The 22,850-nt window shown below is 74.9% G+C and carries 19 protein-coding genes; 5 read left to right on the top strand and 14 right to left on the bottom strand.

Going from position 1 to position 22,850, the window contains the following annotated elements; all coding sequences use genetic code 11:
* The first annotated feature begins 138 nt into the window (after positions 1-138).
* On the top strand, positions 139-1,422 hold the full coding sequence (locus FB454_RS23120; protein ID WP_071095536.1) for a glycoside hydrolase domain-containing protein: 1,284 nt from the start codon (positions 139-141) through the stop codon (positions 1,420-1,422).
* Between the two features lie 56 nt (positions 1,423-1,478).
* On the opposite strand, the gene FB454_RS23115 is transcribed toward FB454_RS23120, so the two are convergent.
* Positions 1,479-2,369 carry an SGNH/GDSL hydrolase family protein gene (locus tag FB454_RS23115; protein ID WP_145823466.1) on the bottom strand — a complete coding sequence of 297 codons (891 nt, stop codon included), beginning with the start codon at positions 2,367-2,369 and terminating at the stop codon, positions 1,479-1,481.
* A gap of 399 nt (positions 2,370-2,768) precedes the next feature.
* On the opposite strand from FB454_RS23115, the gene FB454_RS23110 reads away from it, so the two are divergent.
* The gene (locus FB454_RS23110; RefSeq protein WP_145823465.1) at positions 2,769-3,806 is read left to right on the top strand and encodes a hypothetical protein; all 1,038 of its coding nucleotides are present in this window, start codon (positions 2,769-2,771) and stop codon (positions 3,804-3,806) included.
* 55 nt (positions 3,807-3,861) lie between these two features.
* On the opposite strand, the gene FB454_RS23105 is transcribed toward FB454_RS23110, so the two are convergent.
* From FB454_RS23105 to FB454_RS23045, 13 genes are all read right to left on the bottom strand, one after another.
* Positions 3,862-5,712, bottom strand: coding sequence for an AfsR/SARP family transcriptional regulator (locus FB454_RS23105; RefSeq protein ID WP_071095530.1), 1,851 nt, complete (start codon positions 5,710-5,712; stop codon positions 3,862-3,864).
* A 103-nt stretch (positions 5,713-5,815) separates the two neighbouring features.
* Positions 5,816-6,772 (bottom strand): Gfo/Idh/MocA family oxidoreductase, encoded by a 957-nt coding sequence (locus FB454_RS23100; protein ID WP_030268846.1) that lies wholly within the window; start codon positions 6,770-6,772, stop codon positions 5,816-5,818.
* A complete protein-coding gene (locus FB454_RS23095; RefSeq protein WP_145823464.1) occupies positions 6,756-7,625 on the bottom strand; it encodes an inositol monophosphatase family protein in 870 nt (289 codons plus the stop codon). Before FB454_RS23095 ends, FB454_RS23100 begins: the two co-directional genes overlap by 17 nt.
* A complete protein-coding gene (locus tag FB454_RS23090; protein ID WP_013285775.1) occupies positions 7,622-8,155 on the bottom strand; it encodes a flavin reductase family protein in 534 nt (177 codons plus the stop codon). The genes FB454_RS23095 and FB454_RS23090 overlap by 4 nt, the downstream gene beginning before the upstream one ends.
* Positions 8,155-9,645 (bottom strand): amino acid adenylation domain-containing protein, encoded by a 1,491-nt coding sequence (locus FB454_RS23085; protein WP_145823463.1) that lies wholly within the window; start codon positions 9,643-9,645, stop codon positions 8,155-8,157. Before FB454_RS23085 ends, FB454_RS23090 begins: the two co-directional genes overlap by 1 nt.
* A gap of 68 nt (positions 9,646-9,713) precedes the next feature.
* Positions 9,714-10,814, bottom strand: a complete 1,101-nt coding sequence (locus tag FB454_RS23080; RefSeq protein WP_145823462.1) for an acyl-CoA dehydrogenase family protein — start codon at positions 10,812-10,814, stop codon at positions 9,714-9,716.
* Positions 10,807-11,967 carry an acyl-CoA dehydrogenase family protein gene (locus FB454_RS23075; RefSeq protein WP_145823461.1) on the bottom strand — a complete coding sequence of 387 codons (1,161 nt, stop codon included), beginning with the start codon at positions 11,965-11,967 and terminating at the stop codon, positions 10,807-10,809. Before FB454_RS23075 ends, FB454_RS23080 begins: the two co-directional genes overlap by 8 nt.
* The gene (locus FB454_RS23070; RefSeq protein ID WP_013285779.1) at positions 11,964-12,218 is read right to left on the bottom strand and encodes a phosphopantetheine-binding protein; all 255 of its coding nucleotides are present in this window, start codon (positions 12,216-12,218) and stop codon (positions 11,964-11,966) included. Before FB454_RS23070 ends, FB454_RS23075 begins: the two co-directional genes overlap by 4 nt.
* A gap of 4 nt (positions 12,219-12,222) precedes the next feature.
* Positions 12,223-13,470 carry a type III PLP-dependent enzyme domain-containing protein gene (locus tag FB454_RS23065; RefSeq protein WP_145823460.1) on the bottom strand — a complete coding sequence of 416 codons (1,248 nt, stop codon included), beginning with the start codon at positions 13,468-13,470 and terminating at the stop codon, positions 12,223-12,225.
* Positions 13,463-14,962: a class I adenylate-forming enzyme family protein gene (locus FB454_RS23060; protein WP_013285781.1), complete on the bottom strand. Its 1,500-nt coding sequence runs from the start codon at positions 14,960-14,962 to the stop codon at positions 13,463-13,465. The genes FB454_RS23065 and FB454_RS23060 overlap by 8 nt, the downstream gene beginning before the upstream one ends.
* Positions 14,959-16,203 carry an acyl carrier protein gene (locus tag FB454_RS23055; RefSeq protein ID WP_071095517.1) on the bottom strand — a complete coding sequence of 415 codons (1,245 nt, stop codon included), beginning with the start codon at positions 16,201-16,203 and terminating at the stop codon, positions 14,959-14,961. Before FB454_RS23055 ends, FB454_RS23060 begins: the two co-directional genes overlap by 4 nt.
* Before the next feature lie 76 nt (positions 16,204-16,279).
* Entirely contained in the window at positions 16,280-17,500 is a 1,221-nt protein-coding gene (locus FB454_RS23050) for an inositol-3-phosphate synthase (RefSeq protein ID WP_013285783.1), read from the bottom strand.
* 38 nt (positions 17,501-17,538) lie between these two features.
* Positions 17,539-18,813 (bottom strand): DegT/DnrJ/EryC1/StrS family aminotransferase, encoded by a 1,275-nt coding sequence (locus tag FB454_RS23045; protein WP_486485444.1) that lies wholly within the window; start codon positions 18,811-18,813, stop codon positions 17,539-17,541.
* 105 nt (positions 18,814-18,918) lie between these two features.
* On the opposite strand from FB454_RS23045, the gene FB454_RS23040 reads away from it, so the two are divergent.
* From FB454_RS23040 to FB454_RS23030, 3 genes are read left to right on the top strand one after another with little or no spacing between them, the layout of a single operon-like run.
* Positions 18,919-20,118, top strand: a complete 1,200-nt coding sequence (locus FB454_RS23040) for a glycosyltransferase (RefSeq protein WP_145823458.1) — start codon at positions 18,919-18,921, stop codon at positions 20,116-20,118.
* A 14-nt stretch (positions 20,119-20,132) separates the two neighbouring features.
* Positions 20,133-21,572: a condensation domain-containing protein gene (locus FB454_RS23035; RefSeq protein WP_013285786.1), complete on the top strand. Its 1,440-nt coding sequence runs from the start codon at positions 20,133-20,135 to the stop codon at positions 21,570-21,572.
* A 38-nt stretch (positions 21,573-21,610) separates the two neighbouring features.
* Positions 21,611-22,846: an MFS transporter gene (locus FB454_RS23030; RefSeq protein WP_145823457.1), complete on the top strand. Its 1,236-nt coding sequence runs from the start codon at positions 21,611-21,613 to the stop codon at positions 22,844-22,846.
* The last annotated feature ends 4 nt before the right edge of the window (positions 22,847-22,850 follow it).

Here is a 22,850-nt window from a genome sequence, read left to right as displayed (position 1 = left end):
TTCTGTCGATACCCTTCAATGATCGTTTCCGTCGTGAAAACTTTCGCCATCATCATCTGTCGTCATCCGTCGATGCGTGGTAGAAATCCTGCCCAAGTCTCGCCGTCGAGCGAGGAATCCTTCACAGGAGGGGCGCCGATGAGAGCGATCGCCACGGCCCTGACACTTCTCGCCGTGCTCGCGGCCGCGGCCGTACCGGGGCAGGCTTCGGCCGTCCCGGCCCGCGCCGGGACACCGGCTGTCGCCGAGCCGCAGCCCGCCGCCGGGACAGCGGCCACCGTCGCCGCGGTCGGCCCGCAGCCCGGCACCTTCACCGGCAAGGGCTTCGACACCTGCACCGCGCCGTCGCAGGCCGCGATGGACGCCTGGCTGACCGCGTCGCCGTACCGCGCGGTCGGCGTCTACATCAGCGGCGGCAGCCGGACGTGCGCCCAACCCAACCTGACCGCGACCTGGGTCGCCGACCAGACCCGCAAGGGCTGGCGGCTGATCCCCATCGAGCTGGGCTACCAGGCGCCGTGCGGCACCCGTACGCCGAAGATGTCCGCCGACCCGGCCACCGCCCGCGGGCAGGGGAGGACCGCGGCGGACAGCGCGGTCGCCGCGGCGGTGGCGCTCGGCATCGGCACGGGCAGCACGCTCTACAACGACATCGAGCAGTACCCGTCGAACGCGAGCTGCCGGGCCGCGGTGCTCTCCTTCCTCTCCGGCTGGGTCGAGCGCCTGCACACGCGCGGCTACCTCGCCGGCATGTACTCCAGTGGCTCGTCCGGCATCACCGACGTCTGCGCCGCCTACCACGACACCCGGTACCTGCGCCTGGACCAGATCTGGATCGCCTGGTGGAACGGCGTCGCGGACACCGACGGGGGCACGTACTGCGCCGACGACCGCTACGCCGACCAGCAGCGCCTGCACCAGTACGCCGGGGACGTCACCGAGACGTGGGGCGGCGTGACCATGAAGATCGACCGCAACTACCTGGACGTACGGGCCGGCACCCCGCCCGCGACGTGGAGCGTCACAGTCGACAACGCCACGTCGGGCGGGTTCAGCGCGGGCGCCGCCTGGGGCACCTCCGCGTACTCCGGGCAGCGCTACGGCGCCGACTACCGCTTCGCCGCGCCGGTGGCGTCCAGCGACGTGGCCTGGTTCCGGGCGAGCCTGCCCGCGACCGGCTCCTACGAGGTGTCGGTGTGGTACCCGGCCGACCCCGGCTACAACGACCGCACCCCGTACCTGGTGGCCACCACGACCGGCAACCGGTCGGTGGCGGTCGACCAGCGCACCGGCGGCGGGCGCTGGGTCTCGCTCGGCGTGTTCACGCTCGCCGCCGGGACCGGCGACAAGGTCGGGGTGAGCCGCTGGAGCGCCGGCACCGGGTACGTGGTCGCCGACGCGGTCCGCATCACCCGGGCGTGAGGCCGCACGCCGGTGAGCCGGTCCCGCCCGAGCGGGACCGGCTCAACCGGGCCGGGTCAGCTCAGGTGCGCCAGCAGGGCGGTGGCCATGCCCTGCTCTCCCCGGGCGTTCGGGTGGAACGGCGCGGCGGCGTTCTGCGGCACCAGCCCCTCCACCCAGCGGGTGCCGCTGCCCTTGCACGAGTCCCGGCCGATCGACGGGGCGTAGACGTCGGCGTAGCTCGCGCCGCCCGCCGCCGCCGTGTCGGCCAGCATCGTGTTGAGCGCCTTCTGGACGCCGCGCAGGTACGGCACGTCCTGGTAGGCGATCGGCACCACCGGCCAGCAGCCGTAGCCGCTGTCGGGCAGGATCGCCGGGTACCCGAGCACCACCACGCGCGCGTTCGGCGCGGCCTGGCGGACCGCCCGCAGCACGGCTGCCACCTTCGGCGCGGCGGCGGCGATCCGGGCCCGCAACTGGTCGGTGCCGCCCGCGGTGAACCGGTTCTTGCAGGGCGAGCCGAGCGGGCTGCTCACGCTCGCCTCGGCGCAGTCGCTGATGATGCCGGAGAAGCCGATGTCGTTGCCGCCGATCTGGACGGTCACCAGCGCGGTGGCCGACGTGACGGCGTTGACCTGCGGCGGCAGCGCGATGCCCAGCGCCCCGTCGCCGCCGTACAGGATGTCCTCGGTGGTGGCTCCGGAGCAGCTCACGTCGGCGAACGACGAGGAGCCGGCGGACGCCGCCACCAGGGACGGGTAGTTGCGGTTGGAGCGCAGGCAGTTCAGGTCGACCTGGGTGGGCACGAGCGGTGCGGAGGTGTAGGAGTCGCCGAGCGCGACGTAGCGACCGGCGGGCGCGGCGGCGACGGCGGGTGCGGCGGCGGTGAGCAGCATGCCGGCGGCGGCCGCGACGAGCGCGGTCATCCGGCCGGCGGTCCGCAGGAGCGGCAGGCGGGGACGGTTCATGGGGCCCTCCCGGAGGGGTCCTGGTGGTGGTGCTGGGATTCTGTCCGCGCCTGTGACGTGCGTCAATATCGATGAACCTCATTAAATGACGGTCCAGGATGTGGTCCGCCGCCGTCCGGCCGAGCGGCCGGAGGTGTCGCGTACATCACACTTTTCGGCGTCGCCGATGTCGGGTACAGGTCGGTCGCCGATCGGTCGATCCGTTGCGTCCCAACGGTCCCCGGCCCGTCACGCCTGATGGGCGGCCGGATGCCGGATCCGGGCACGTACGCACCGGAGTGACCCCGGCACGGCTGGTGAAGAACGTATCGAATGTCGGCGATCGTGAATTTGCAGGCGTCATTACGCTGCGGGGTGGTTGATCGCCGGAACCACGGACGACAGGTGGAAGAACCTCAGATGAGTGACAATCACCCTCCCTACGGAGGCTATCCGGACCCGAACGCCGGAGCGTGGGGCAACCAGCCCGACCCGAACGCCCCGTACGGCGCGCAGCCGGCCTCCGGCGCGCCCTACGGTTCGCAGCCGGCGTCGGGTGCGCCCTACGGTTCGCAGCCGGCGTCGGGCGCCCCCTACGGCGCCCAGCCCGCGTCGGGTGCGCCGTACGGTGCCCAGCCCGGGTCGGGTGCGCCGTACGGCGCGCAGCCCGCGGCGCCGTTCCCCGGGCAGCCGGGCTACCCCGGGCCGGCGCCGTACGCGCCCACCCCGCCGCCCCCGAGCGGAGGCAAGAGCAAGGGGCTCATCGTCGGCCTCGCCGCGGGCGCGGTCACGCTGACGCTGCTGTGCTGCGGCGGCGGGCTCGCCTACGTCGCCTTCAACGGCGACGAGGAGGACCCGAAGCCGGTGGCGTCGGGCAGCGCCACCCCCGGGCCGGACAGCAGCCCGTCCGCGACCCCCAGCGCGGACGGCCCGGAGTCGACCGGGCCGGACGGGCCCTCCAACAACAACTCGATCACCGCGCGGTACGCCAGCGAGATGTCGGCGGTCTGCGACGGGGGAGCGATCCTCAACGCCGCCCCGTACACCGCGCCGGCGGGCTCGAAGGCGTACGTCTTCTCCAACTCCCCGGACCGGCCGTCGTTCTGGTCGCAGAAGACGGTCAGCTCGGCCAAGCCGTACTACGCCAAGTCGGCCGACTTCGCCACGGTGTCGGTCATCGGCTGCCTCAAGATGGTCGAGGGCAGCGAGGGCACGCCGAAGAAGTGCCAGTACAAGAACAGCGAGGACAAGGTCGTCACCGTCGACTACATCTCCTCGCGGTACACCCTGACCTTCCACGCCGCCAAGACCGGCGAGAAGGTCGGCGACGGCGGCACGGTGACCGCGCCCGCCGCCCGGTGCCCGAGCTTCATCTCCTACAACAAGGTGACGATGAAGTCGTACGCGTCCCCGGACAGCGGCACCATCGAGGCCGCGCTGGACCGCTTCCTCAAGTAACGACACCCGGATCGCGGTGTGCGGGTCTCACCGACCCGCACACCGCGATCGGTGTTCAGGCCGGAAGCGGCCGGCCGTGCGCCTCCACGCACTCGCGGGCGAAGAGTCGCAGCAACTCCGGCAGATGGAAGCGCTCGGCCGGGGCGCAGGAGTCGACCGGCACCAGCAGGTTGTGCTGGATCAGGTGCTCCACCATCCGGTTGGCCTGCTGCCGGGGCAGGCGCAGGATCTCCACCGCGCTGGCCGGGGTGATGAACGAGTCGGCGCGGGCCAGCGCGTGCAGCGCCAAGCGGGCGTCGACGTCCAGCGCCTGGTAGCTGACCGACAGGCTGCCGCGCACCGAGATGTCCCCGACCGCCAGCTCCGACAGCCGGTTCTCCTCGTCCTCCAGGTGCGCGGCGAAGCCGGGCAGGGCCACGTCGGGCTGGGTGACGAGCCGGCTGCCGACGATCCGCAGCGCCAGTGGCAACTGGTCGCAGGCCGCGGCGATCCGGCCGAACACCTCCGGCTGCTCACGTACCCGGCGCTCGCCCGCGATCGTGGCCAGCAGCTCCACCGCGTCGGCCCGGTCGAGCGCGCCGAGCGTCAACCGCCAGCCCACGTCCAGGTCCAGCAGGCGCTGCCGGCTGTTGATCAGGACCAGGCTGCGGCCCGCCCCGGGCAACAGCGGGCGCACCTGCTGCGCGCAGTCGACGTCGTCGATGATGAGCAGCAGCCGCCGGCCGGCGAGCGCGCACCGCAGCACGGCGGAGCGCTCCCGGATGTCCTCGGACACGTCGGTCAGCGGTACGCCCAGCTCGACCAGCAGCTCCCGGATCAGCTCCCCGCTGCCGCGCGGCGGCTCGTCGCCGCTGTCGAAGCTGACGAAGAGCTGACCGTCGGGAAAGAGGTCGGCCAGGTCGTACCCGCTGCTCACCGAGAACGACGACTTGCCGACGCCCGGCGCGCCGGAGACGAGCACGACACCGGCGTGCTCGTCGGCGCCGGCCGGGTCGGCGATCCCCTCGGCGATGGCGCGCAGCTGGCCCGCAGTGGTGTCCCGGCCGACCAGGGACGGCGGCTTCATCGGCAGGGCCTGCGGGCTGGTCGGCGGGCCGGGCGGCGACACGGGCCCGGCGCCGAGGGCCGTGGGCCGGCCGGACGGTGGGCGGACCTCGGCGGAGTCCGCGTCCAGCGCGGTCTGGAGGGCGCCCTGGAGCGTGGGGCCGGGGTCGACGCCCAGCTCGTCGATGATGCCGCGCCGGGCCTGCTGGTACGCGGCCAGCGCCTCGGCCACACGCCCCTCCCGCGTCAGCGCGGTCACCAGCTGCGCCTGCCGGCGTTCGTCGAGCGGCTCCTCGGCCACCATCCGGCGCAGCGACGGGATGACCCGCGCCGGCTGCCCCAGCCGCAGGCGCAGGTCGATCAGCTCCGTCGTCATCTCCCGGTGCTGCTCCCGCAGTGCCGTGACGGTCGCGCCCAGGTCGGTGCCCAGATCCGTCAGGTCCTCCAGCGGGTGCCCGCCCCACAGGTCGACCGCCCGGTCGAACAGGTCGGCGGCGGCCTGCGGCCGGTCGCTCCGGGCGGCCCGGCGGGCCTCGTCGGCGAGCCGACGGAACCGCAGCAGGTCCAGCTCGTCCTCGTCGACCCGCAGGTGGTAGCCGGTGCCGTCGTGGACCAGCCGGCCGGCCGAGTCACCGCCGCGGTCCAGCGTCTGCCGCAGCCGGTGCACGTACGTGCGCAGGTTGCGTACCGCCGACGCGGGCGGCGACTCCGGCCAGAGGCCGTCGACCAGCCGGGAGGTGGCGACCGTGCGCCCCGGACTCAGCAGCAGCACGGCGAGCAGGAGGCGGGGCTTGGTGCCGGTCAGCATGACGGGGCGGTCGCCCGCGTACAGGCTCAACGGACCGAGAACACTGAACCGCATGGATGTCGTCCCCCGCTCCGGCGCACCGTCCACAGTGTGGTGTGTAAGGCTGGGTTTCCCACCTTCGGCCGGGGAATGCATCGCTCCCAGATGGTGCAAGTAATCACTGATCGGTGTGTACTTCGTGACCCGGAGTCAGTTGCGCCGTCGCCCGCCGCGCCGCGTCGAGCACCGCCACCGCGTCCGTCACCCCGGCGCCCGCCGACCGGCCCTCCCGGACCAGCACGGCGAAGTCCTCCGCCTGGCGGGCCAGGGCCGCGTACATGGTGGCGTCCCCGTCGGCCGGGTCGAGGAAGGCCAGCCGCTCGTGGTCGCGGGTGCCGAAGACCTCCACCGTCGCCATGTCGCCGCCGCGGTGGTGCCGGCCGAGCGAGACCAGCGCGGTGCCGCCGCCGGACAGGCCGAGCAACGCCTGGGCACTGTCCACGTCCCGGCCGCGTACCGCCGGGTCGGTTACCGGACCGGCCGGCTGCACCGCGACCCGGTCGATCTCCTGCCCGGTCAGCCACCGGATCTGGTCGAACTCGTGCACGCCCATGTCCACGAAGATCCCGCCGCTGCCGGTGCGGAACGCCGCCGCGGGCGGCTCGCCGTCCCACTGCGCCGCGGCCACGAACAGCACCTCGCCGAGTTCGCCGCCGGCGATCCGCTCCCGCAGCCGGCACAGCTGCGGGACGAACCGGCGCCAGTAGGCGACCTGGAACGGGATCCCGGCGGCGGCGGCGACCCGCCCCGCCTCGGCCGCCCCGGCCGGGTCGAGCCCGGCCGGCTTCTCGCACAGCACCGGCAGCCCGGCCTTGGCGGCGGCCGCGACCAGCGCGCCGTGCCGCCCGGTGGGCGCGGTCACCAGGAGACCGTCCGGCGCGGCGTCCGCGAGCAGGTCCTCCACGCTCGGGTACGCGGGCAGCCCGGCCGCGGTGACCGCCTCCCGTGCCGCCGGAACCGGATCGACCACGTACCGGATCCGGACGCTCCGGTGGTCGGCCAGGGCGCGCAGGTGGTGGTGGCCCATCCGGCCCGCCCCCACCAGCGCCAGCCGGAACTCATCGCTGCCGGTCATCGTCGGTTCCCCTCTCCTCGTCGGTGTCGATGTCGTCGGTGCCGTCGCGGCCGTCCGTACCGTCGTCGCCCAGCCAGCCGGCCAGCGCGGCCACCACGGCCGGCGCGCCGGTGCCGAAGACCTCGAACCCGTCGTGGCGCCACCGCCGGCTCACCCCGCCGGCGGCCTCGACCAGCGCCGCGCCGGCCGCGATGTCCCACGGCGCGGGGTCGAAGCTGACGAACGCGTCCAGTTCGCCGCGGGCCACGGCCGCCAGGTCGCAGACGGTGGAGCCGGTGTTGCGCAGGTCGGCGACCCGGGGCGCGACGCCGACGAGCGCCTGGTACGCCCGCCGTCGCGGCCCGGGCGCGTTCGGCACCGCGAACGCCACCAGGGCGTGCCCCGGCCGGGCCCCCCGGTTGACCGCGACCGGGGCGTCGCCGTCGAGCGCGCCGCCGTCGTCGAGCACCAGGCAGGCGCCGGTGGCCGGTTGCAGGACGGTGGCCGCGACCACCTGGCCGTCGCCCACGTCGCAGCCGGTCGCCACCGCGATGCTCACCGCGTACCGGCTCGCACCGTGGCTGAAGTTCAGCGTGCCGTCGAGCGGGTCGACGATCCAGCGCAGCCCGGAGCAGCCGGCGCTGGCACCGGACTCCTCGGCCAGGACGGCGTCCTGCGGCCGGTCCCGGGCGAGCAGGCCGAGGATGGCCCGCTCGCTGGCGTGGTCGGCGGTGGTCACCGGGTCCTGGGCCGCGCCGCCCTTGTGTTCGGTCTGCAAGCCCCGGCCCCGCGCCTCGCGGATCGCGTCCGCCCCGGCCCGCGCCGCGCGCAGGCTCAGGTGGCGCAGGTCGCCGGGAGCGGCGCCGATGCTCATCGCGCCACCTGCGCTTCCCGCGGCGCGGCGACCCGTGCGTAGCCGCCGTCCACGAACAGCAGTGGCGGGGTCGGCCGGAGCAGGCCCGCCGAGCGGACCGCGCCCATCAGTACCGCGTGGTCCCCGGCCGGGTCGGCGGAGACCGCCTCGCAGCCGAAGTACGCCACCCCGTCGGTCAGCCGCGGGCAGCCGGTCGCCCGCTCGTCGTCGTAGGCCACACCCGCGAAGCCGTCGGCGCCCGCCGGGCGGCCCCGGCTGGCGAACCAGGCCGCCTCCTCGCGCTGGTCGTCGCCGAGCACAGTCACCGCGAACCGGCCGGTACGACGCACCGCGCCGAGCAGCCGGCAGTCCCGCCGCAGGCAGACCAGCAGCATCCGGGGCGACAGCGACACGGTGGTGAACGAGTTGACGGTCATCCCCACCGGGCCGTCGGGCCCGACGGCTGTCGCCACCGCCACCCCGGTGGCGAAGCGCCCGGCCACCGACCGGAACGCCCGCTCCTGGTCCTGTCCGTTCCCTGTGCCGGTCATCACCGTGCTCCTCTCGTCGCGCTGCCGACCAGGTCGGCGGCCCGCCGCCGGTCGGTCTTGCCGTTGGCGTTCGTGGGCAGCGCGGCCACGTGGTGGATCCGCGCCGGCACCATGTAGGCGGGCAGGCGCTCGGCGCACCTGCGGGTCAGCTCGTCGGTGATCCCGGCGGCGCCGGTGTAGACCGCGCGCAGGGAGAGGTCGTCGCCCGTGCCGAACGCCAGCACCACCGCGTCCTGCACCCCCGGGTGGCCGCGCAGGACCATCTCGATCTCGCCCAGCTCGATCCGGTAGCCGCGCAGCTTCACCTGGTCGTCCAGGCGCCCGTGGTGCACGAACGTGCCGCGCTCGCGGCGGACCCGGTCACCGGTGCGGTAGTACCGGCGCTCCGCGTACGTGACGAACCGGCCCTCGTCGTCGGCCGGGTCGAGGTAGCCGTCGAACCGCTGCGGCCCGTGCACGCACAGCTCACCGTCGTCCACGCCGACGGTGCCGTCCTCGGCGCGCAGGATCGCGTCCAGCCCGGGGTGCGCGTCGCCGATCGGGACGGTGCCGTTGGAGGTCGCCGGCCAGGCCGCCGGATCCGCCGGCAGCCGGTGACCGGTGCACGTCACGGTCAGCTCGGTGGGACCGTAGAGGTTCTCCACCACGCTGCCCGGCGCCGCGTCGGCCCACGCCCGCGCCTGCTCCAGCGTCAGCGGCTCGCCGGCGAAGAGGCTGTGCCGCAGGCCGGGCATGGCGCCGGGGGAGAGCATCCGCATCCGGCGGGCCAGCGAGACCACCGAGGGCACCGAGAACCAGTGCGTGATCCGTCGTTCGTTGACGAACCGCACCGGCGTCAGTACCTCGTCCGGCTGTGGCACCACGAGCGTGGCGCCGCCGCCCCAGGCGACGAACATGTCGAACACGGACGGGTCGAAGGTCAGGTCGAAGGTCTGCGACAGCCGGTCACCCGGGCCGACCGGGTAGCGGTCCCGGCAGTACGCGAGGAACGCGTCCACGTTGCGGTGCCGGACCGGCACGCCCTTGGGCCGCCCGGTCGAGCCGGACGTGAACAGCAGGTACGCCACGTCGTCCGGCGCCACCGGCGCGGCCGGCGGCGGGGCGGCGGGCGCGCCGTCGAGGCGTACCGTCACCGCGTCGCCCGCGACCTGCGCCGCGGTCGCCGCGCCCGCGTCGTCGACCACGAGCGCGTCCACGCCCGCGTCCCGGCACAGCCGGGCGGTGCGGGCCGGTGGGAAGGCCGGGTTGAGCGGCACCACCACCGCTCCGGCGCGCAGCGCGGCCAGATAACCGGCGTACGCGGGCAGGCTGCGGGCGGCCAGCAGGCCGACCGCGCGCGGACGGTGGCCCACCTCGGCGTGGATCCGCCCGGCGAGGCCGTCGGCGAGGTCGCGCAGCCGGCGGTAGGTCACCGGCTCCCCGCCGACCTCCAGCGCGACCGCTTCGGGCACGCGTGCCACGGTCCGCTCGAACCAGGAGTAGAGACTCACGGCGTTGCTCCCTTCACTGTGCTGTCGTCGATCGGTCTTCCGGCGCCGCCGCGCGCGGGACGCCGCGCTCAGGTCACCGCGCCCGCCAGCTCGTCGGCGTGGTCGGCGATGCCGGCGAGCATCGCGCCGGTGGCGCCACCGGCGATGCCGAACATGGCCGCCTCGGTGCGCAGCTGCGCCTCCCCGCCGTCGCGGAACGCGTCCGCGCCGCGCAGGCGCACCGCCTCGGCGGCGACCCGGTCCACGGTCTCGGCGGCGCTGACCTTGAGCAGCATCCCGGTGACCGCGGACGGGACGGCCGCCGGCGCGTCCAGCAGCGGCGCGCACAGCGCGTCGAGCTGGTGCGTGGCGACCAGGCACCGGGCGTACCGCTCGCGGACCGCCGGGCGGTCCCACAGCGTGCCCGTCCCGGCCGGCCGCCGCCGCAGCCAGTCGTGCAGGCCGGTAAGCATCCGGTGGCACATCGCCCGGGCCCACAGCGCTCCGGCGACCCGTTCGACGCCGACCTGCCGGGCGAACCCGGCCAGCGCCCGGCCGGGGCGGCCCAGCACGGCGTCCGGGTCGAGCGCGACGCCGGCGAAGCGCAGGTGGCCCACGCCGGACCCGGCGAACGCCCGGCCGGCGGACTCGGCAGTCACGCCGGGCGCGGCGGCGGGCACCAGCACCCAGCAGAAGCTGGTGAAGTGCCGCGCCTCGCGGTGCCGGGCCAGCACCAGCGCCGCATCGCAGCTCGTCGCGTTGGTGATCCAGTCCTTGCCGCCGTCCAGGACGGCGCCGTCGTCGCCGGGCTTCACCCGGGTCGTGGCGTCGAGCAGGTCCGAGCCCGACCCGGCGGCGTCGGTGACGGCCAGCGCCACCAGCGTCTCGCCGCGCAGCATCCCGCGTCGCGCGGCGTCCGCCGGGCCGGTCGCGCCGGCCAGCAGCGGCAGCACTGTGGCGACCTGGACGCAGACCGACAGCGTCACGCCGAGCGGGCACCGGGCGTCCAGCTCGGTGAGCAACGCCGACAGCCGCCGGGGGTCCGGCTGGACGCCGTCCGGGTAGAGCGCCTCGATGATCCCGGCGACGCCCAGCGCGCGCCACACGGCGCCGGGGTCGGTGGGGTCCACCCCGGACAGGGCCGCCCGCACCGCGGCGGCGTCGTCCCCGGCGGGCGTCGGCTCAGGCAAGACGCACCCCCGGGTCGCGCAGCGACAGCGCCCCGTTGGCCAGGCGCAGCCGGTCGTTGGCGTAGTTCAGCGAGGCCGAGCGCAGATCCCGGAAGGTGCGCTCCAGCGTCAGCGGCGAGTCGGTCAGGTAGCCGTGGCGCAGGCCGGTCAGCTCGACCAGCTCGTCGGCGGCGGCGAAGGACTCCTCGGCCGCCCGGATCTTCAACGTGTTGAGCAGCAGTTGCACCGGCGCCGCCGACATGTCCGGCGCGTCGGTGACCACCGAGACGGTGTGCCGCAGCAGCGCGTGCGCCGCGTCCAGCCGGGCGCGGATGCCGGCCAGCCGCAGCAGCACCAGCTCGGAGGAGGGGGCGAACTGCCGCCGTCCCGCCTCGCTGCGGGCGTGCCGCAGCACCCGGCCGTACGCCCCGGCCGCCGCCCCGATCCAGGCCGCCGACCAGCCCACGTGCGCCAGCGGCGCGAAGACCCGGGTGGCGATCTCCCGGAACCCGCCGTGCTCGCCGATGACCTGCCACTGCGGCACCGCGCCGCGCAGCCGCATCGGGACGCTGTGCGTGGCCCGCATGCCCAGCGGGCGCCACCCGCCGGTCACCTCGATCTCCACCTGGTCCCGGTCGGCGTAGACCAGGTCCACCTGGGCGGCGGAGCCGGCGCCCGGCGCGCGGGTGGTGATGAGGAAGGCGTCCGCGTACGGGCCGCCTGTCACGATCGGGGCCTGACGGTCGATCCGCAGCATCTCGCCGTCGTGCTCCAGCGCCGACTCGGAGGTCAGCAGGTGGCCGCCCTTGCCGGCCTCGGTGGTGACCGAGCCGAGATACCGCTCGCCCCGGGCCACCGCCGGCAGCACCTCGGCACGCAGCTTCTCCCCGCCGTACGCGGTGATCGCGGCGACCTGCTGGCAGTGCATGGCGAAGACCATCGCCACCGACATGTCCACCCGGCCCAGCGCCAGTGTGACGTCGACCAGGTCCGGCAGTGTCCCGCCGGCGCCGCCCTCGGCGGCCGGGACCAGCAGCCCCAGCAGCCCGGTACGGCGCATGGCGGTCAGCGCCTCGGTGGGGAAGGCGGCGTTCTCATCGGACTGGCGGGCGTGCTCCGCCGCGATGTCGGCGACGGTCTCGACGGCCGGGGCGTACCCGGCGGCCGCGGTCATCGGGAACCACCGCCGACCGGGGTGCGCAGCTCCTCGACCACGCTCCACAGTCCACCGGCGGTGGCGAAGGTGGAGTCGACGAGCTTGTCGTCGGGCACGGCGACCCCGAACGTGTCCTCGATGGCGAACAGCAGCTCGATCTCGCGCATGGAGTCCAGGCCGAGGTCGCGCAGGCGGGCGTCCTCGGTGATCTCGTCCGGCCCGGCGAACTTGAGGAACGGGCGGAGCAGTTCGGTGAATTCGGCGTTCATGACGTCACCTTTCTTCTCGGGGTTCGGCAGTGGCGCCCGGTGTGTCGACCGGGTGCCGCGTCAGGGTCAGCCGGGACGTCTCGACGACACGGTCGCCGTCGCAGACGACCTCGACCGGCGCGGGGTGGCCGAGGAAGGCCAGCAGGCTCGCCGAGAGCCCGTACGCCCCGACGTTCGGCACGGCGAGCACGTCGCCCGGCCGTACGTCGGGCAGGTTCGCGGCGCGGGCCCAGGTGTCCAGCGGCGTGCACAGCGGCCCGGCGACGATCGCGGCCTCCAGCGGCGCGCCGTCGCGGCCGTCGGCGGTGTGCAGGGCGGGTACGAGCGGCGGTAGCCGGCGCAGGCCGGACATCCCGCCGAGGTGGTTGATGCCTGACTCCAGCACCACCACCGGCGTGCCCTGCGACCGCTTGACGTCCAGCACGCGGGTCAGCAGCGTGCCGGCGGTGGCGGTGAGGAACCGCCCCGACTCGAAGGCCACCTCGGGGGTGCCGTCGCGCCAGGCGGGGAAGAGGTCGTCCAGCGCCGTGGCGACCCGGTCGGCGAGGCCGGTCAGGTCCGCGTTGTGGCCGGGCCGGGCGAACGGCGCGCCGAAGCCGCCGCCGAGGTCGAGCAGGGTGAGGTCGATGCCGAGCAGGTCCCGCAGCCGCCGGGCGGTACGCGCCGCCGCGGTGAACTGGGCCACCAGCGCGTCCACCGAGTCGACGTTGCTGCCGGTGTAGAGGTGGAATCCGCGTACCGGGGCCGACGGGCGGGAGCGGAACCGCTGCGGTTCCTGTTCGATCCAGTCGACGTCGGCGCCGAACTGCGACGCGACGCCGGTCATGGTCAGCCCCTGGCCCGGGTTGGGCACCCGGTCGTTCACGCGCAGCAGGCAGTGCACTTCGACGCCGTGCGCGGCGGCGATCCGGTCGGCCTGGTCGAGGCCGGCCGGCGAGTCGACGGAGAACCAGCGGACCCCGGCGCGTACCGCCCCGGCCACCTCGGCGTCGCGCTTGCCGGGTCCGGTGTAGAGCATCCGGTCGCCCGGAACGCCGGCCCGCAGCGCCGCTGCGAGTTCGCCCGGGGAGCAGATCTCGGCGTCGCAGCCGGCGGTGTGCAGCGCCGCGACCAGCGCCGGGTGCGGGTTGGCCTTGAGCGAGTAGAACAGCCGGCTGGGTGCGGGCAGCGCGGCGACCAGGGTGGCGTGGCTGGCGCGTACCCGGGCCAGGTCGTAGCGGTACGCGGGGGTGTCGAAGGGCAGGTCAGCCACGGTGCTCACCCGCCAGCCGGGCCAGCGCCCGCCGGTCCACCTTGCCGTTGCCGGTCAGCGGCAGGTCGGGCAGCACGACGCAGCGCGCCGGCACCTTCATCTCCTCCAGCTGTTCCCGCAGCCGGCGCAGCACGTCGGCGGGGGTCAGCTCGGCCACCACGAACAGCGTCGCGCCGTCGCGGCCGTCGGCCGGCGGCAGCACCCCGGCCGCGTCCACGCCGTCGACCCGGTACGCGGCGGCCTCCACCTCGGTGGCGCTGACCCGGGTGCCCTTCTCCTTGTAGACGTCGTCGCGCCGGCCGGCGAAGTGGACGTACCCGTCGGCGTCCACGTGACCGTGGTCGCCGGTGTGCAGCTGCGGGAACAGCCCGTGGGCGCGGCGGAAGCGTTGCGCTGTCAGTTCGGGCCGCCGCCAGTAGCCGGCCATCACGTGCGGGCCGCGTACCACCAGCTCGCCGCGGACGCCCGGTGGCTGACGCCGCCCTGCGGCGTCGACTGTGAAGATCTCGGTGCCTGGTAGCGCCCGCCCGCAGGCGCCGGGCCGGCGCAGGTCGGCGTCCGGCGGCATGATCGCCGCGCGTTTGCACTCGGTGAGGCCGAACATCAGCTGGACGCTCAGGCCGGGCAGCAGCCGGCGCAGGCCGGCCAGCACCTCCGGCGGCATGGCCGCGCCGGTGTTGGTGAGCAGGCGCAGCGGCGGGCGCGGCGCGCCGGCCCGGCCGAGCAGCCGCAGCAGGTTGATCGCGAGCGACGGTACGCAGGGCAGCACCGTGGCGCCGGACTCGACGAGGGTCGCCAGCAGGCGGCCACCGGTGTCCCCGGGATCACCGAGGCGCAGCCGGGCGCCGGCCACGGTGCTGAGGAAGATCTGGTAGAGGCCGTAGTCGAACGACGGCGGCAGCAGGACGTGCACCACGTCGTCGGGCCGGTAGCGCAGCTCCGACTGGATCGCCCGGACCGCGAACGTGACCTGGGCGTGCGTGGACACCACGGCCTTCGGCATGCCGGTGCTGCCGGAGGTGTAGATCAGGCAGACCGGGTCGACAGCGAGCGGGGCCGGACCGGCGGGCGCGCCGCCGATGGCCACGCCGGACGCGGCGCGGCGCGCCTCGGCCGCGCCGCGCACCGGGACGCCGCGGGCGCGGGACAGGCCGGTCAGGACCGGGTCGTCGGTGAGGACCAGGCCCGGCTCGGCGTCGTCGAGCACGTGGGCGAGGGCGACCTCGGGGGCCGGCGTCCGGAGGACGACGAAGACCGCGCCGGCCCGGGCGACCGCGTACAGCAGCGCCGGCAGGGCCGCGTCGGCGGGCAGCGCCACCAGCACCCGGTCGCCGCGTCGGACGCCCTGCCCGCGCAGCCAGCCGGCCAGGCGCAGGCTGTCGGCCCGGACCTGACGGTACGTGAACTCGACGGTCCCGTCCCCGACGGCGGGCGCGTCGGGGCGCGCGCCGGCGGTGCGGTCCAGCAGGTCGTGCAGCAGTTCGGTACTCATCGGGTACCTCCGGTGGCGGCGCCGAACATGGCGCACAGGGAGCCGACGTCGCGCAGGTCGGCCGCTGACAGCGCGGTGGCCGGCACCTCGACGCCGAGCCGGCGTTCGACCCGGTCGATGACGTCGACCAGCCGGAACGAGTCGAAGCCGGGGAGTTCCCGGAGCACGTCGGTGGTGCGCAGGGCCGAGCCGTCCAGGTCCAGGGTGTCGCCGAGCGCGCCGAGCACCGCCGCGCGTACCCCGTCGTCACCGGCCCTCTCCGGCGCTGGCGGCGCGGCGGCGTCGCCGGTCGTGCCGGGCGGCCCGGCGATCGACTCCAGCGCGGCCAGGTGGTCGGCGATCAGCTCGCCGAGCGCGTCCGCCAGTTCCGGCGCGGCCGGCCGGCCCGCCTGGGCCCGCCGCAGCGCCACGTAGCTGCGCGTGGCGAGTTGCTGCCAGCGCGCGGCCTGCCCGGCCAGCGCGGCTGCGGCCTCCGGCGCGACCGCGGCGAGCCAGCGTTCGTGCAGGTCGCGGGCGCGGGCCAGCAGCCAGACGTCGAGGACGAAGCGGTGCAGCCCGGCCACGGTGTCCAGGGCGGCGCCGGTGCGGGTCAGGTAGTTGTCGATCTCCGGGCGGGCCCGGCCGGCCCGGGCGGCGTTGCCGGCGAGCATGGCGGGCACGTCGATCTCCGGGGCCGGGTGCGCCGTCACCGCCAGGGTGTGCGCGCCGCCGGCCAGCGCCGTGTCGAACGCGGCGGCGGGCAGCCGCCACACGCCGGGACGCGCGGGGCCCCAGGCGGTGTCGTTGTGGTACGCGTCGACCACTGTGACCTCGTCCGGCGCGGCGGCCGTGACGAGGAAGCTGTGCCGCATGTGTTCGTGTTCGTGGTAGGGGCACCAGGGCAGGTCGTACGCGTCGGCGGTGACGTAGAGCGGCTGGCCGGGCGCGCACAGCCGCCGCACCTGCGGGCCGTCGAGCTGCATCCACCGGCCCTCGACCCGCAGGCCCAGGAGGTCGACCGCCTCGGCGGCCCGGTCGTCCGAGGTCGCCTCGACTGTGACCAGGCCGTCCTGGTCCCGGGTGCGGAACCCGTACCGGGCGCCGAGGGCGAGGTGGCTGCCGGACCCGTTCGCATGGTCGGCCAGCAGGGCGAAGCTCGTCTGGAGACAGTCCAGCGCGGTCGCGTGCAGGCCGGTCAGGATCGGCGTCCACACCGGATCCGTGGTCGGCCGGTCCGGCGCGTTCGGGACGTGGTGGGACATGGGGGACTCCTCGATGCGGGTACGTGGGGCGGGGCCGCCGGCGCGGAGGGTGCCGCGCCGGCGGCCGGTACGAAGGTCAGCTGCCGGCGCGGCCGTCCAGACCGTTGGCCCAGGAGGCGAGTGCCTGCGCCTGCTCGGCCAGCGCGTGCTCGTCGGTGCCGATCGGGTCCTTGAAGAAGAACCCCAGCTCCTCGATCGGGCCGACGTGGCCGGCCCGGTGCGCCGCGGCGGTCAGCCGGGCCAGGTCGAGCACGAGCGGGGCGGCCAGCGTGGAGTCGACCCCGCTCCAGGTCAGCTGCATGGACATCCGGACGCCCAGGAACCCCTCGAACGAGACGTGGTCCCAGGCGGTCTTGTGGTCGCCCAGGTCCGGCACGTTGTCAATGTGCAGCGGGGCGGTGACGTCCTCACCCAGCAGCGCGGGCAGCACGCCCGACTTCGAGCTGAGCTTGCTGCGCGCGTTGCGCGGATCCTCCAGCGTCGCGCCGTCGCCGCCGCCGAGCAGGTTCACCCCGGCCCAGGAGAGCACGTGCAGGGCGCGGGAGGTGAACATCGGCGCCAGGGCGGTACGCAGCAGCGTCTCCCCGGTCTTGCCGTCGGAGCCGGCGAACGGCACGCGCTCCCGCTGCGCCATCATCTCCAGCGCGGGCAGCCGGGCCCCGGTGGACGGGGTGAAGTCGACGAAGCCGCAACCGGCCTGGAACGCCGCGTACGCGACCACCGAGCTGGCCGGTAGCGCCTTGTCGTCCGGGTCGGCCATGGCGCGGGTCAGCGCGTCCAGGTCGTCGTACTCGGGCCGGTGGTCGGCCGGCGGCTCGGTCGAGGACACGTTGATGACGACGACCCGGGACAGCCCGTAACGGCTGCGGAACTCCTCGATGTCGCCGGCCAGCCGGTCGACCACCTCGGCCAGCGGCGCGGTCTCGGTACGCGCGTCGTACCCGGTGCGCAGGTTCTGCTCGACCTCGGGCAGGCTGCCGCGCACGGCGGCCAGCACCGGCGCCGGGATGACTCCGGAGTCGACGAGCGACTCGGCCTTCTTCTCCAGCGGGGTGTCGACGATGTCGTGCCCGCCGACCACCAGGTCGTTCCAGCTCGCCAGCGGCGCGTCGCGCAGCATGCCGGTGTCGGTGACGCAGCCGGTCGAGTCGGCCATGCCGGCGCGCAGCGCCAGCAGACCGGTGATCGCGGTGGTGGCGACCGAACCGCGGGCGCCGTTGAGCCACACGCCGACGGGCGCGTCCGTGTCGGGGGACGGGGTCGGGGCGTGCGAGGTCTCGCGTTGGGTGACGGTCACGGGAAGACTCCTTCTCTGGTGCGCCGGGACGGCGCGGTTCAGCGGGTGAGCACCTTGGTGACGGCGGCGGCGATGTCCTCCATGTCCTGTTCGGTGCCGAGGAAGGTGCTGTGGTGTGTCTGGACGGTGTGGGCGGCGAGCCACTCGGTGTCGGGGTACGTGCGCTCCCGGTGGATCGCCGCGAAGCGTTCGGCCAGCGGCGCGAGCAGCGGCTTCGTCCACGGCTGGAGCAGCCGGCTGCGGTGCAGCGGCTCGTCGGTGCAGTAGAAGCGCCGGCCCAGCTCGGCGGTGAGCGCGGCGGCCACGGCAGCGTTGTCCATGCCGGCCGGCAGCTCGTCGAAGACGATCGTGCCCTCGTAGATCGAGATGCGCGTCTGGCCCGGCGCCGGTTGCAGCAGCCGTACCCCGTCGACGCCGTCCAGTAGCTCGCCGAGCAGCCGGTAGTGGTGGTTGCGCACGTCGTGCTGCTCGTCCAGCGTGGTCAGTTGCGCGCAGGCAACGGCGGCGGAGAACTCGTTCAGGCAGAAGTTGGCGCCCTGCACACCGGCGCTCTCCTCCAGGTCCAGCTCGCCGGCCGGCGTCCGGTCGCCGCGGTAGCGGCGCGAGTCGGCCCGCAGTTCCTCGAGCACCGGCGCGAGCGTGTCGTCGTCGGTGACCACGGCCCCGCCCTCACCGCAGGTGAGCACCTTGCCGTGCTGGAAGCTGAAGCAGCCGAGCCGGCCGAGCGAGCCGGCCTGGCGGCCCTGCCAGGTGGCGCCGTGGGCCTGCGCGCAGTCCTCCACGACGGAGATGCCGCGCGGCCGGGTGACCGCGTCGATCGCCGGCACGTCGGCCATGTTGGAGGCCCAGTGCACGGCGACCACGGCACGCGGGTCCACCGACAGGTCGATGTCGTCCGGCCCGACGCAGCCGGTGTCCCGGTCGACGTCGACGAGCACCGGGACCAGGCCGGCGCGCAGCGCGGCGGTCGCGGAGGCGGTCCAGGTCAGCGCCGGTACGAGCACCGTCTCGCCGTAGCCGAGGCCGAGTGACTCCAGGGCCACCACCAGGGCGCTCGACCCGTGGTCGACGGGCACGCAGTGTCGGGTGCCGACGTAGCGGGCGAAGTCGGCGGCGAAGCGCCGCTCGTACAGGTCGGTGCCGCCGACGGACGGGCTGCTGATCGCCCACCGGCCGCCGGTCAGCACCGCGGAGAGGTTGCCGGCGGCGTCCGGCGCGGGGATCGGCCAGCGTGGCCATGGACGGTCGGGTGGGCGGACCGGCCGGCCACCGTCCACGGCGAGCCGCCGGTCGAGAGGGATGGAGGTCGTCATGTCCTCGACCTTGATGCCCATCGATACATCAGCGGTACACACGCGGTAGCCGGCCCGGCCGGCGCCGTGTATCGGCGTTGTATCCGGGTGGTCGAACCTCGGGACATGAGCCGATCCGCATCGCACGTGAGCGAACCGACCGAACCCCGCGCCGTCACGCGCGGCGTCTCCGTCGTCATCCCGGTCAAGGACCGGGTGGCGGAGATGCGCCGCCAGCTGCGCAGCCTGCGCGACGCCGCCCCGAACTGCCCGGAACCGGTGGAGGTGGTGGTCGTCGACGACTCGGCGCCCGGCGCGGCCGCCGCGCACCGCGCCGCCTGCGCCGAGTACGGCGCCCGCTACGTGCGCGGCCCCCGGCACGTCGGCGCCAAACGGAACCTGGGCGTCCGGCACGCCCGGTACGACCTGCTGCTGTTCACCGACTCGGACTGCCGGGTGCCGGCCGACCTGATCACCCGGTACGCGGCCCGGCTGCGCGCCTCCGGCGAGGAGGTCGCCGGCGTCACCGGCCCGGTGGTCGTCGAGCCCGGCGACAGCGCGTTCTTCCGCGTGATGCGCCGCTCGTACCTGCTGCTCGGCGACCTGACCCGGCCGCTGCACTACGAGCGCGTGTCCTGGGGCGCCGGGGCGAACATGGCCCTGAAGCGCTCCGTCTTCGAGGCGGTCGGCGGATTCCCGGAGGACTCCCCGATGCCGCTGGGCGGCGAGGACCTGCACCTCGGGCTGCTGCTCACCGACGCCGGTTACGTGCTGCTCACCGACCCGGACGGGGTGATCACCCACGACACCGGCGTCGCCGACACGTTCCGCGCGGTCGCCTACCGGTTCACCACGTACGGGCGCTCCGAGCAGTGGCTCTGCCTCGCCCACCCGCACCGGCGCCGGTTCGTGCTCAACACCGCCAGCACGCTCGCCGTGACCGCGCTGGCCGGGCTGCTGACCGCCCGGCGCAGCGGTGGGCGCAGTCTGCTCGCGGTGCCGGCCGTCGCGGCCGCCGTGATCGCCGCGAAGACACCCGGCCGGCTCGGCGGTGACCGGGGACCGCGCGCGGTGGCCGAGTCGGTGGCCTGCGCGGCGATCGAGACGCTGTTCGACGGGGCCGCGTTCGTCACCTCGCTCCGGCTCGGCCGCCCCGACCTGCTCTTCACCGGCTTCCGCGCGCCGGACGAGGCGGATTACCAGCCGGACGGGACGGACTGCCGGCCGGACGGGGCGGACCGCCGGCCGGACGGGGCGGACCGCCGGCCGGACGAGGTGGACCGGCGGCCGGTCCCGCCGGTGGCCGCGCCGCCGGTGGCGGCCTGACGGGGGGAGTCGCAGTGCCGACGACGTTTCCGCTGGCCCCCGGCCAGCAGATGATGTGGGAGTTCATGACCGCGCTCGACCCGGCCCGTCCCGGTGCCGCCCGGCTCGTGGTGGTGGAGTTCCGCCGGCTGCGGGGCACCCTGCGGGTCGACGTGCTGCGGCAGGCGATGCAGGACGTGGTGGACCGGCACGACGCGCTGCGGATGCGGTTCGACCGCATCGGCGTGGAGCCCGAGGTGCGGATCCTGCCGCACGTCGAGTCGCCGCTGGAGTACGTCGACCTGTCCGGCCTGCCGCCGGCTGAGCAGCAGGCCCGCGTCGAGCGGATCGCGTACGCGCACCGCAACGACGAGTTCGACCCCGGCCGGGCGCCGCTGTGGCGGGCCGCCCTGGTCCGGCTCTCCGAGACCGAGCACGTGCTCGCGCTCTGCTTCTTCCACATGGTCTCCGACGGCTGGTCGTGCCGCGTCGTGGTGGAGGACCTGTGCCACGCGTACGCGGCCCGGCTCGGCGCGGCCGATCCGCAGCCGCCGCTGGGCGTGGACCACACCGCACTCGCCGCGCTCCAGGAGGCGGAGCAGGCCGGGAACGGCGTCGACGCCGCCGCCCGGGCCGCGTACTGGCGGGACCGGCTGCGGCCGGTGGAGCCGTACCAGTTGTTCCCGGCGTCGCCACCGGCGCCGGACGTCGCGCTCAGCGCGGAGGTGGCCACCCGCTTCGCGTTCCCGCCCGAGGTCACCGCGCGGCTGCGCCCGGCCGCCCGGCGGGCCCGCACCAGCCCGTACGTGCTGCTGCTCGCCGCCTACCTGGTGCTGCTGTCGCGGCGGGCCGGCCGGCCCCGGGTGGTGCTGGGCACCACCACGCTGGGCCGGGAGAGCCCGCTGTCGCGGCAACTCGTCGGCCAGTTCACCAACAACGTCTACCTGCCCGTCGCGGTCGCGGCGGACGCGCCGATGAGCGCGGTGGTAGACGCCGCGCACGCCTCGCTGGCCGAGGCCGTCGCGCACGCCACCGCGTTCCACCGGCTGGCCCGGGCGGTCCGCCCCGACTTCGCGGCGATCCGCCCCTGGCCGGACAACCACCTGTTCGACGCCTGGTTCCAGTCCGCCGCGTCGGCGTCGCCGGTGCTGCACTGCCCGGGGCTGCGGGTGGAGCCGGTCGACATCACCGCCCGGCCCGCGCCCGGCACACCGCCGCCTGTGGTCGCCGCCGACGTGCCGCCCGAATGCCTGCCCGTCTGGGTCAAGCGGGGCTCACCGATCGTCGTGGTGGACGACGACCGGGCCGGCGGCGTGGTGATCCGCAACCGGGGTGTCTTCGGCGACGACCTCGTCCGCGGGCTCATCGACGACTACGTCGCGGTGGTCTCGGCGCTCGTCACCGACCCCGGGACCACCCCGGCGGAGGTACACCTTCCTGACGGTGCGTGCTTCCTCGACCACGCGATCGGGTAGGAGTTCCGACGGACCGATCGGAGAGAGGTACGACGACCATGACGGACACCTCGACGAACCAGCACACGACGGAGCAGCCCGCGCCGCCGGTGCCACGCTCGGCCGTACGGGCCCGCTGGTCGGTGGCGCTGCTCTTCGTCATCATGGGCCTGGCCATCGGCGGGTGGTCGGCCCGCGTGCCGGAGGTGCGGGACGCGGTAGGCGTCGGCAACACCGGCTGGGGCCTGGCCAACATCGCCACGAACGCCGGGGAGCTGGTCTCCCTGGTCGTGGTGGCGGTGCTGATCAGCCGGATCAACACCCGCCGGCTGGCGCTGGCCGGGGCGGCGCTGATCCTGGTCAACGCGCCGCTGCTGGCCGCGTCCACCACAGTGGTGGCGCTTGTCGGCGGGCTGGCGGTCTGGGGCTTCGCGGCGAACCTGCTGGCCACGCCGATGAACGCCCAGTCGGTCGAGGTGCAGAAGCGCTACGGGCGGCCCATCCTGTCCACCTTCCACGCCGGCTTCAGCATCGGCATGCTGGCCGGTGGCCTGTGCGGCACCGGCGCCGCGGCGATCGGGATGTCCCCGTCGGCGCAGATGGCTGTCACCAGCGTCCTGCTGGGAGCGCTGCTGGTCGGTACGCACCGCTGGCTGCCTGACACGCCCCGGCAGGAGACGAAGGACGGCGAGGACCGGCGGCGGCTGCGCGACCGGTTCACCCCGCAGTTGCTGCTGCTCGCGGTGATCGCGTTCCTCGCCTCGTTCATCGAGATGGCCGGCGCACAGTGGAGCGCGCTGTACGCGACCGAGGTCGCGGGCGCTGCCGCGGTGCTCGCCGCGGCCACGTACACCTGCCTGTCGCTGGCCGCCACCGTCGCCCGGCTGTTCGGCGACCGGCTGGCCGGCCGGTTCGGGCGGATCCGCTTCGTCCGGCTGTCCGCGCTCGTCGCCACCGTCGGTGTGGCGCTGCCGGTGGCGTACCCCCATCCGGTCGCGGTGATGGCCGGCTTCGGACTGCTCGGCTTCGGCCTGGCGTGCGTGACCCCGACGGTGCTCGGCTTCGCCGGCGAGCAGCCCGGCCTCACCTCGGGTGAGGGCGTCTCGGTGGTGGCGATGGGCCAGTGGCCGGGCGCGTTGCTCGCGGCGCCGGTGATCGGCCTGCTCGCCGGCGCCCTGGACCTGCGCAGCGCGTTCGTGGTGGTGGCCGTGATGGCGGTCGCCGTGGTGGCGCTGATCGGGCGGGTCCGGGCGACGGCGCTGCCCGGCGAGAGCCCGGTCCCGCCCCGGCCGTGACGGC

This window comes from Micromonospora sp. CNZ297 (assembly GCF_007827625.1).
Note: the sequence above shows the minus strand (reverse complement) of the source record. Positions and strands in the feature narration are given on the sequence as shown.

Excerpts from the sequence above, each read along its gene's own strand:
- FB454_RS23070 (WP_013285779.1), bottom strand. The coding sequence starts at position 12,218 with ATGAACGCCGAATTCACCGAACTGCTCCGCCCGTTCCTCAAGTTCGCC.
- FB454_RS23105 (WP_071095530.1), bottom strand. The coding sequence starts at position 5,712 with ATGCGGTTCAGTGTTCTCGGTCCGTTGAGCCTGTACGCGGGCGACCGC.
- FB454_RS23040 (WP_145823458.1), top strand. The coding sequence starts at position 18,919 with ATGAGCCGATCCGCATCGCACGTGAGCGAACCGACCGAACCCCGCGCC.
- FB454_RS23030 (WP_145823457.1), top strand. The coding sequence starts at position 21,611 with ATGACGGACACCTCGACGAACCAGCACACGACGGAGCAGCCCGCGCCG.
- FB454_RS23075 (WP_145823461.1), bottom strand. The coding sequence starts at position 11,967 with ATGACCGCGGCCGCCGGGTACGCCCCGGCCGTCGAGACCGTCGCCGAC.
- FB454_RS23095 (WP_145823464.1), bottom strand. The coding sequence starts at position 7,625 with ATGAGCATCGGCGCCGCTCCCGGCGACCTGCGCCACCTGAGCCTGCGC.
- FB454_RS23055 (WP_071095517.1), bottom strand. The coding sequence starts at position 16,203 with ATGTCCCACCACGTCCCGAACGCGCCGGACCGGCCGACCACGGATCCG.
- FB454_RS23120 (WP_071095536.1), top strand. The coding sequence starts at position 139 with ATGAGAGCGATCGCCACGGCCCTGACACTTCTCGCCGTGCTCGCGGCC.
- FB454_RS23110 (WP_145823465.1), top strand. The coding sequence starts at position 2,769 with ATGAGTGACAATCACCCTCCCTACGGAGGCTATCCGGACCCGAACGCC.
- FB454_RS23060 (WP_013285781.1), bottom strand. The coding sequence starts at position 14,962 with ATGAGTACCGAACTGCTGCACGACCTGCTGGACCGCACCGCCGGCGCG.
- FB454_RS23115 (WP_145823466.1), bottom strand. The coding sequence starts at position 2,369 with ATGAACCGTCCCCGCCTGCCGCTCCTGCGGACCGCCGGCCGGATGACC.
- FB454_RS23090 (WP_013285775.1), bottom strand. The coding sequence starts at position 8,155 with ATGACCGGCACAGGGAACGGACAGGACCAGGAGCGGGCGTTCCGGTCG.
- FB454_RS23045 (WP_486485444.1), bottom strand. The coding sequence starts at position 18,813 with ATGACGACCTCCATCCCTCTCGACCGGCGGCTCGCCGTGGACGGTGGC.
- FB454_RS23100 (WP_030268846.1), bottom strand. The coding sequence starts at position 6,772 with ATGACCGGCAGCGATGAGTTCCGGCTGGCGCTGGTGGGGGCGGGCCGG.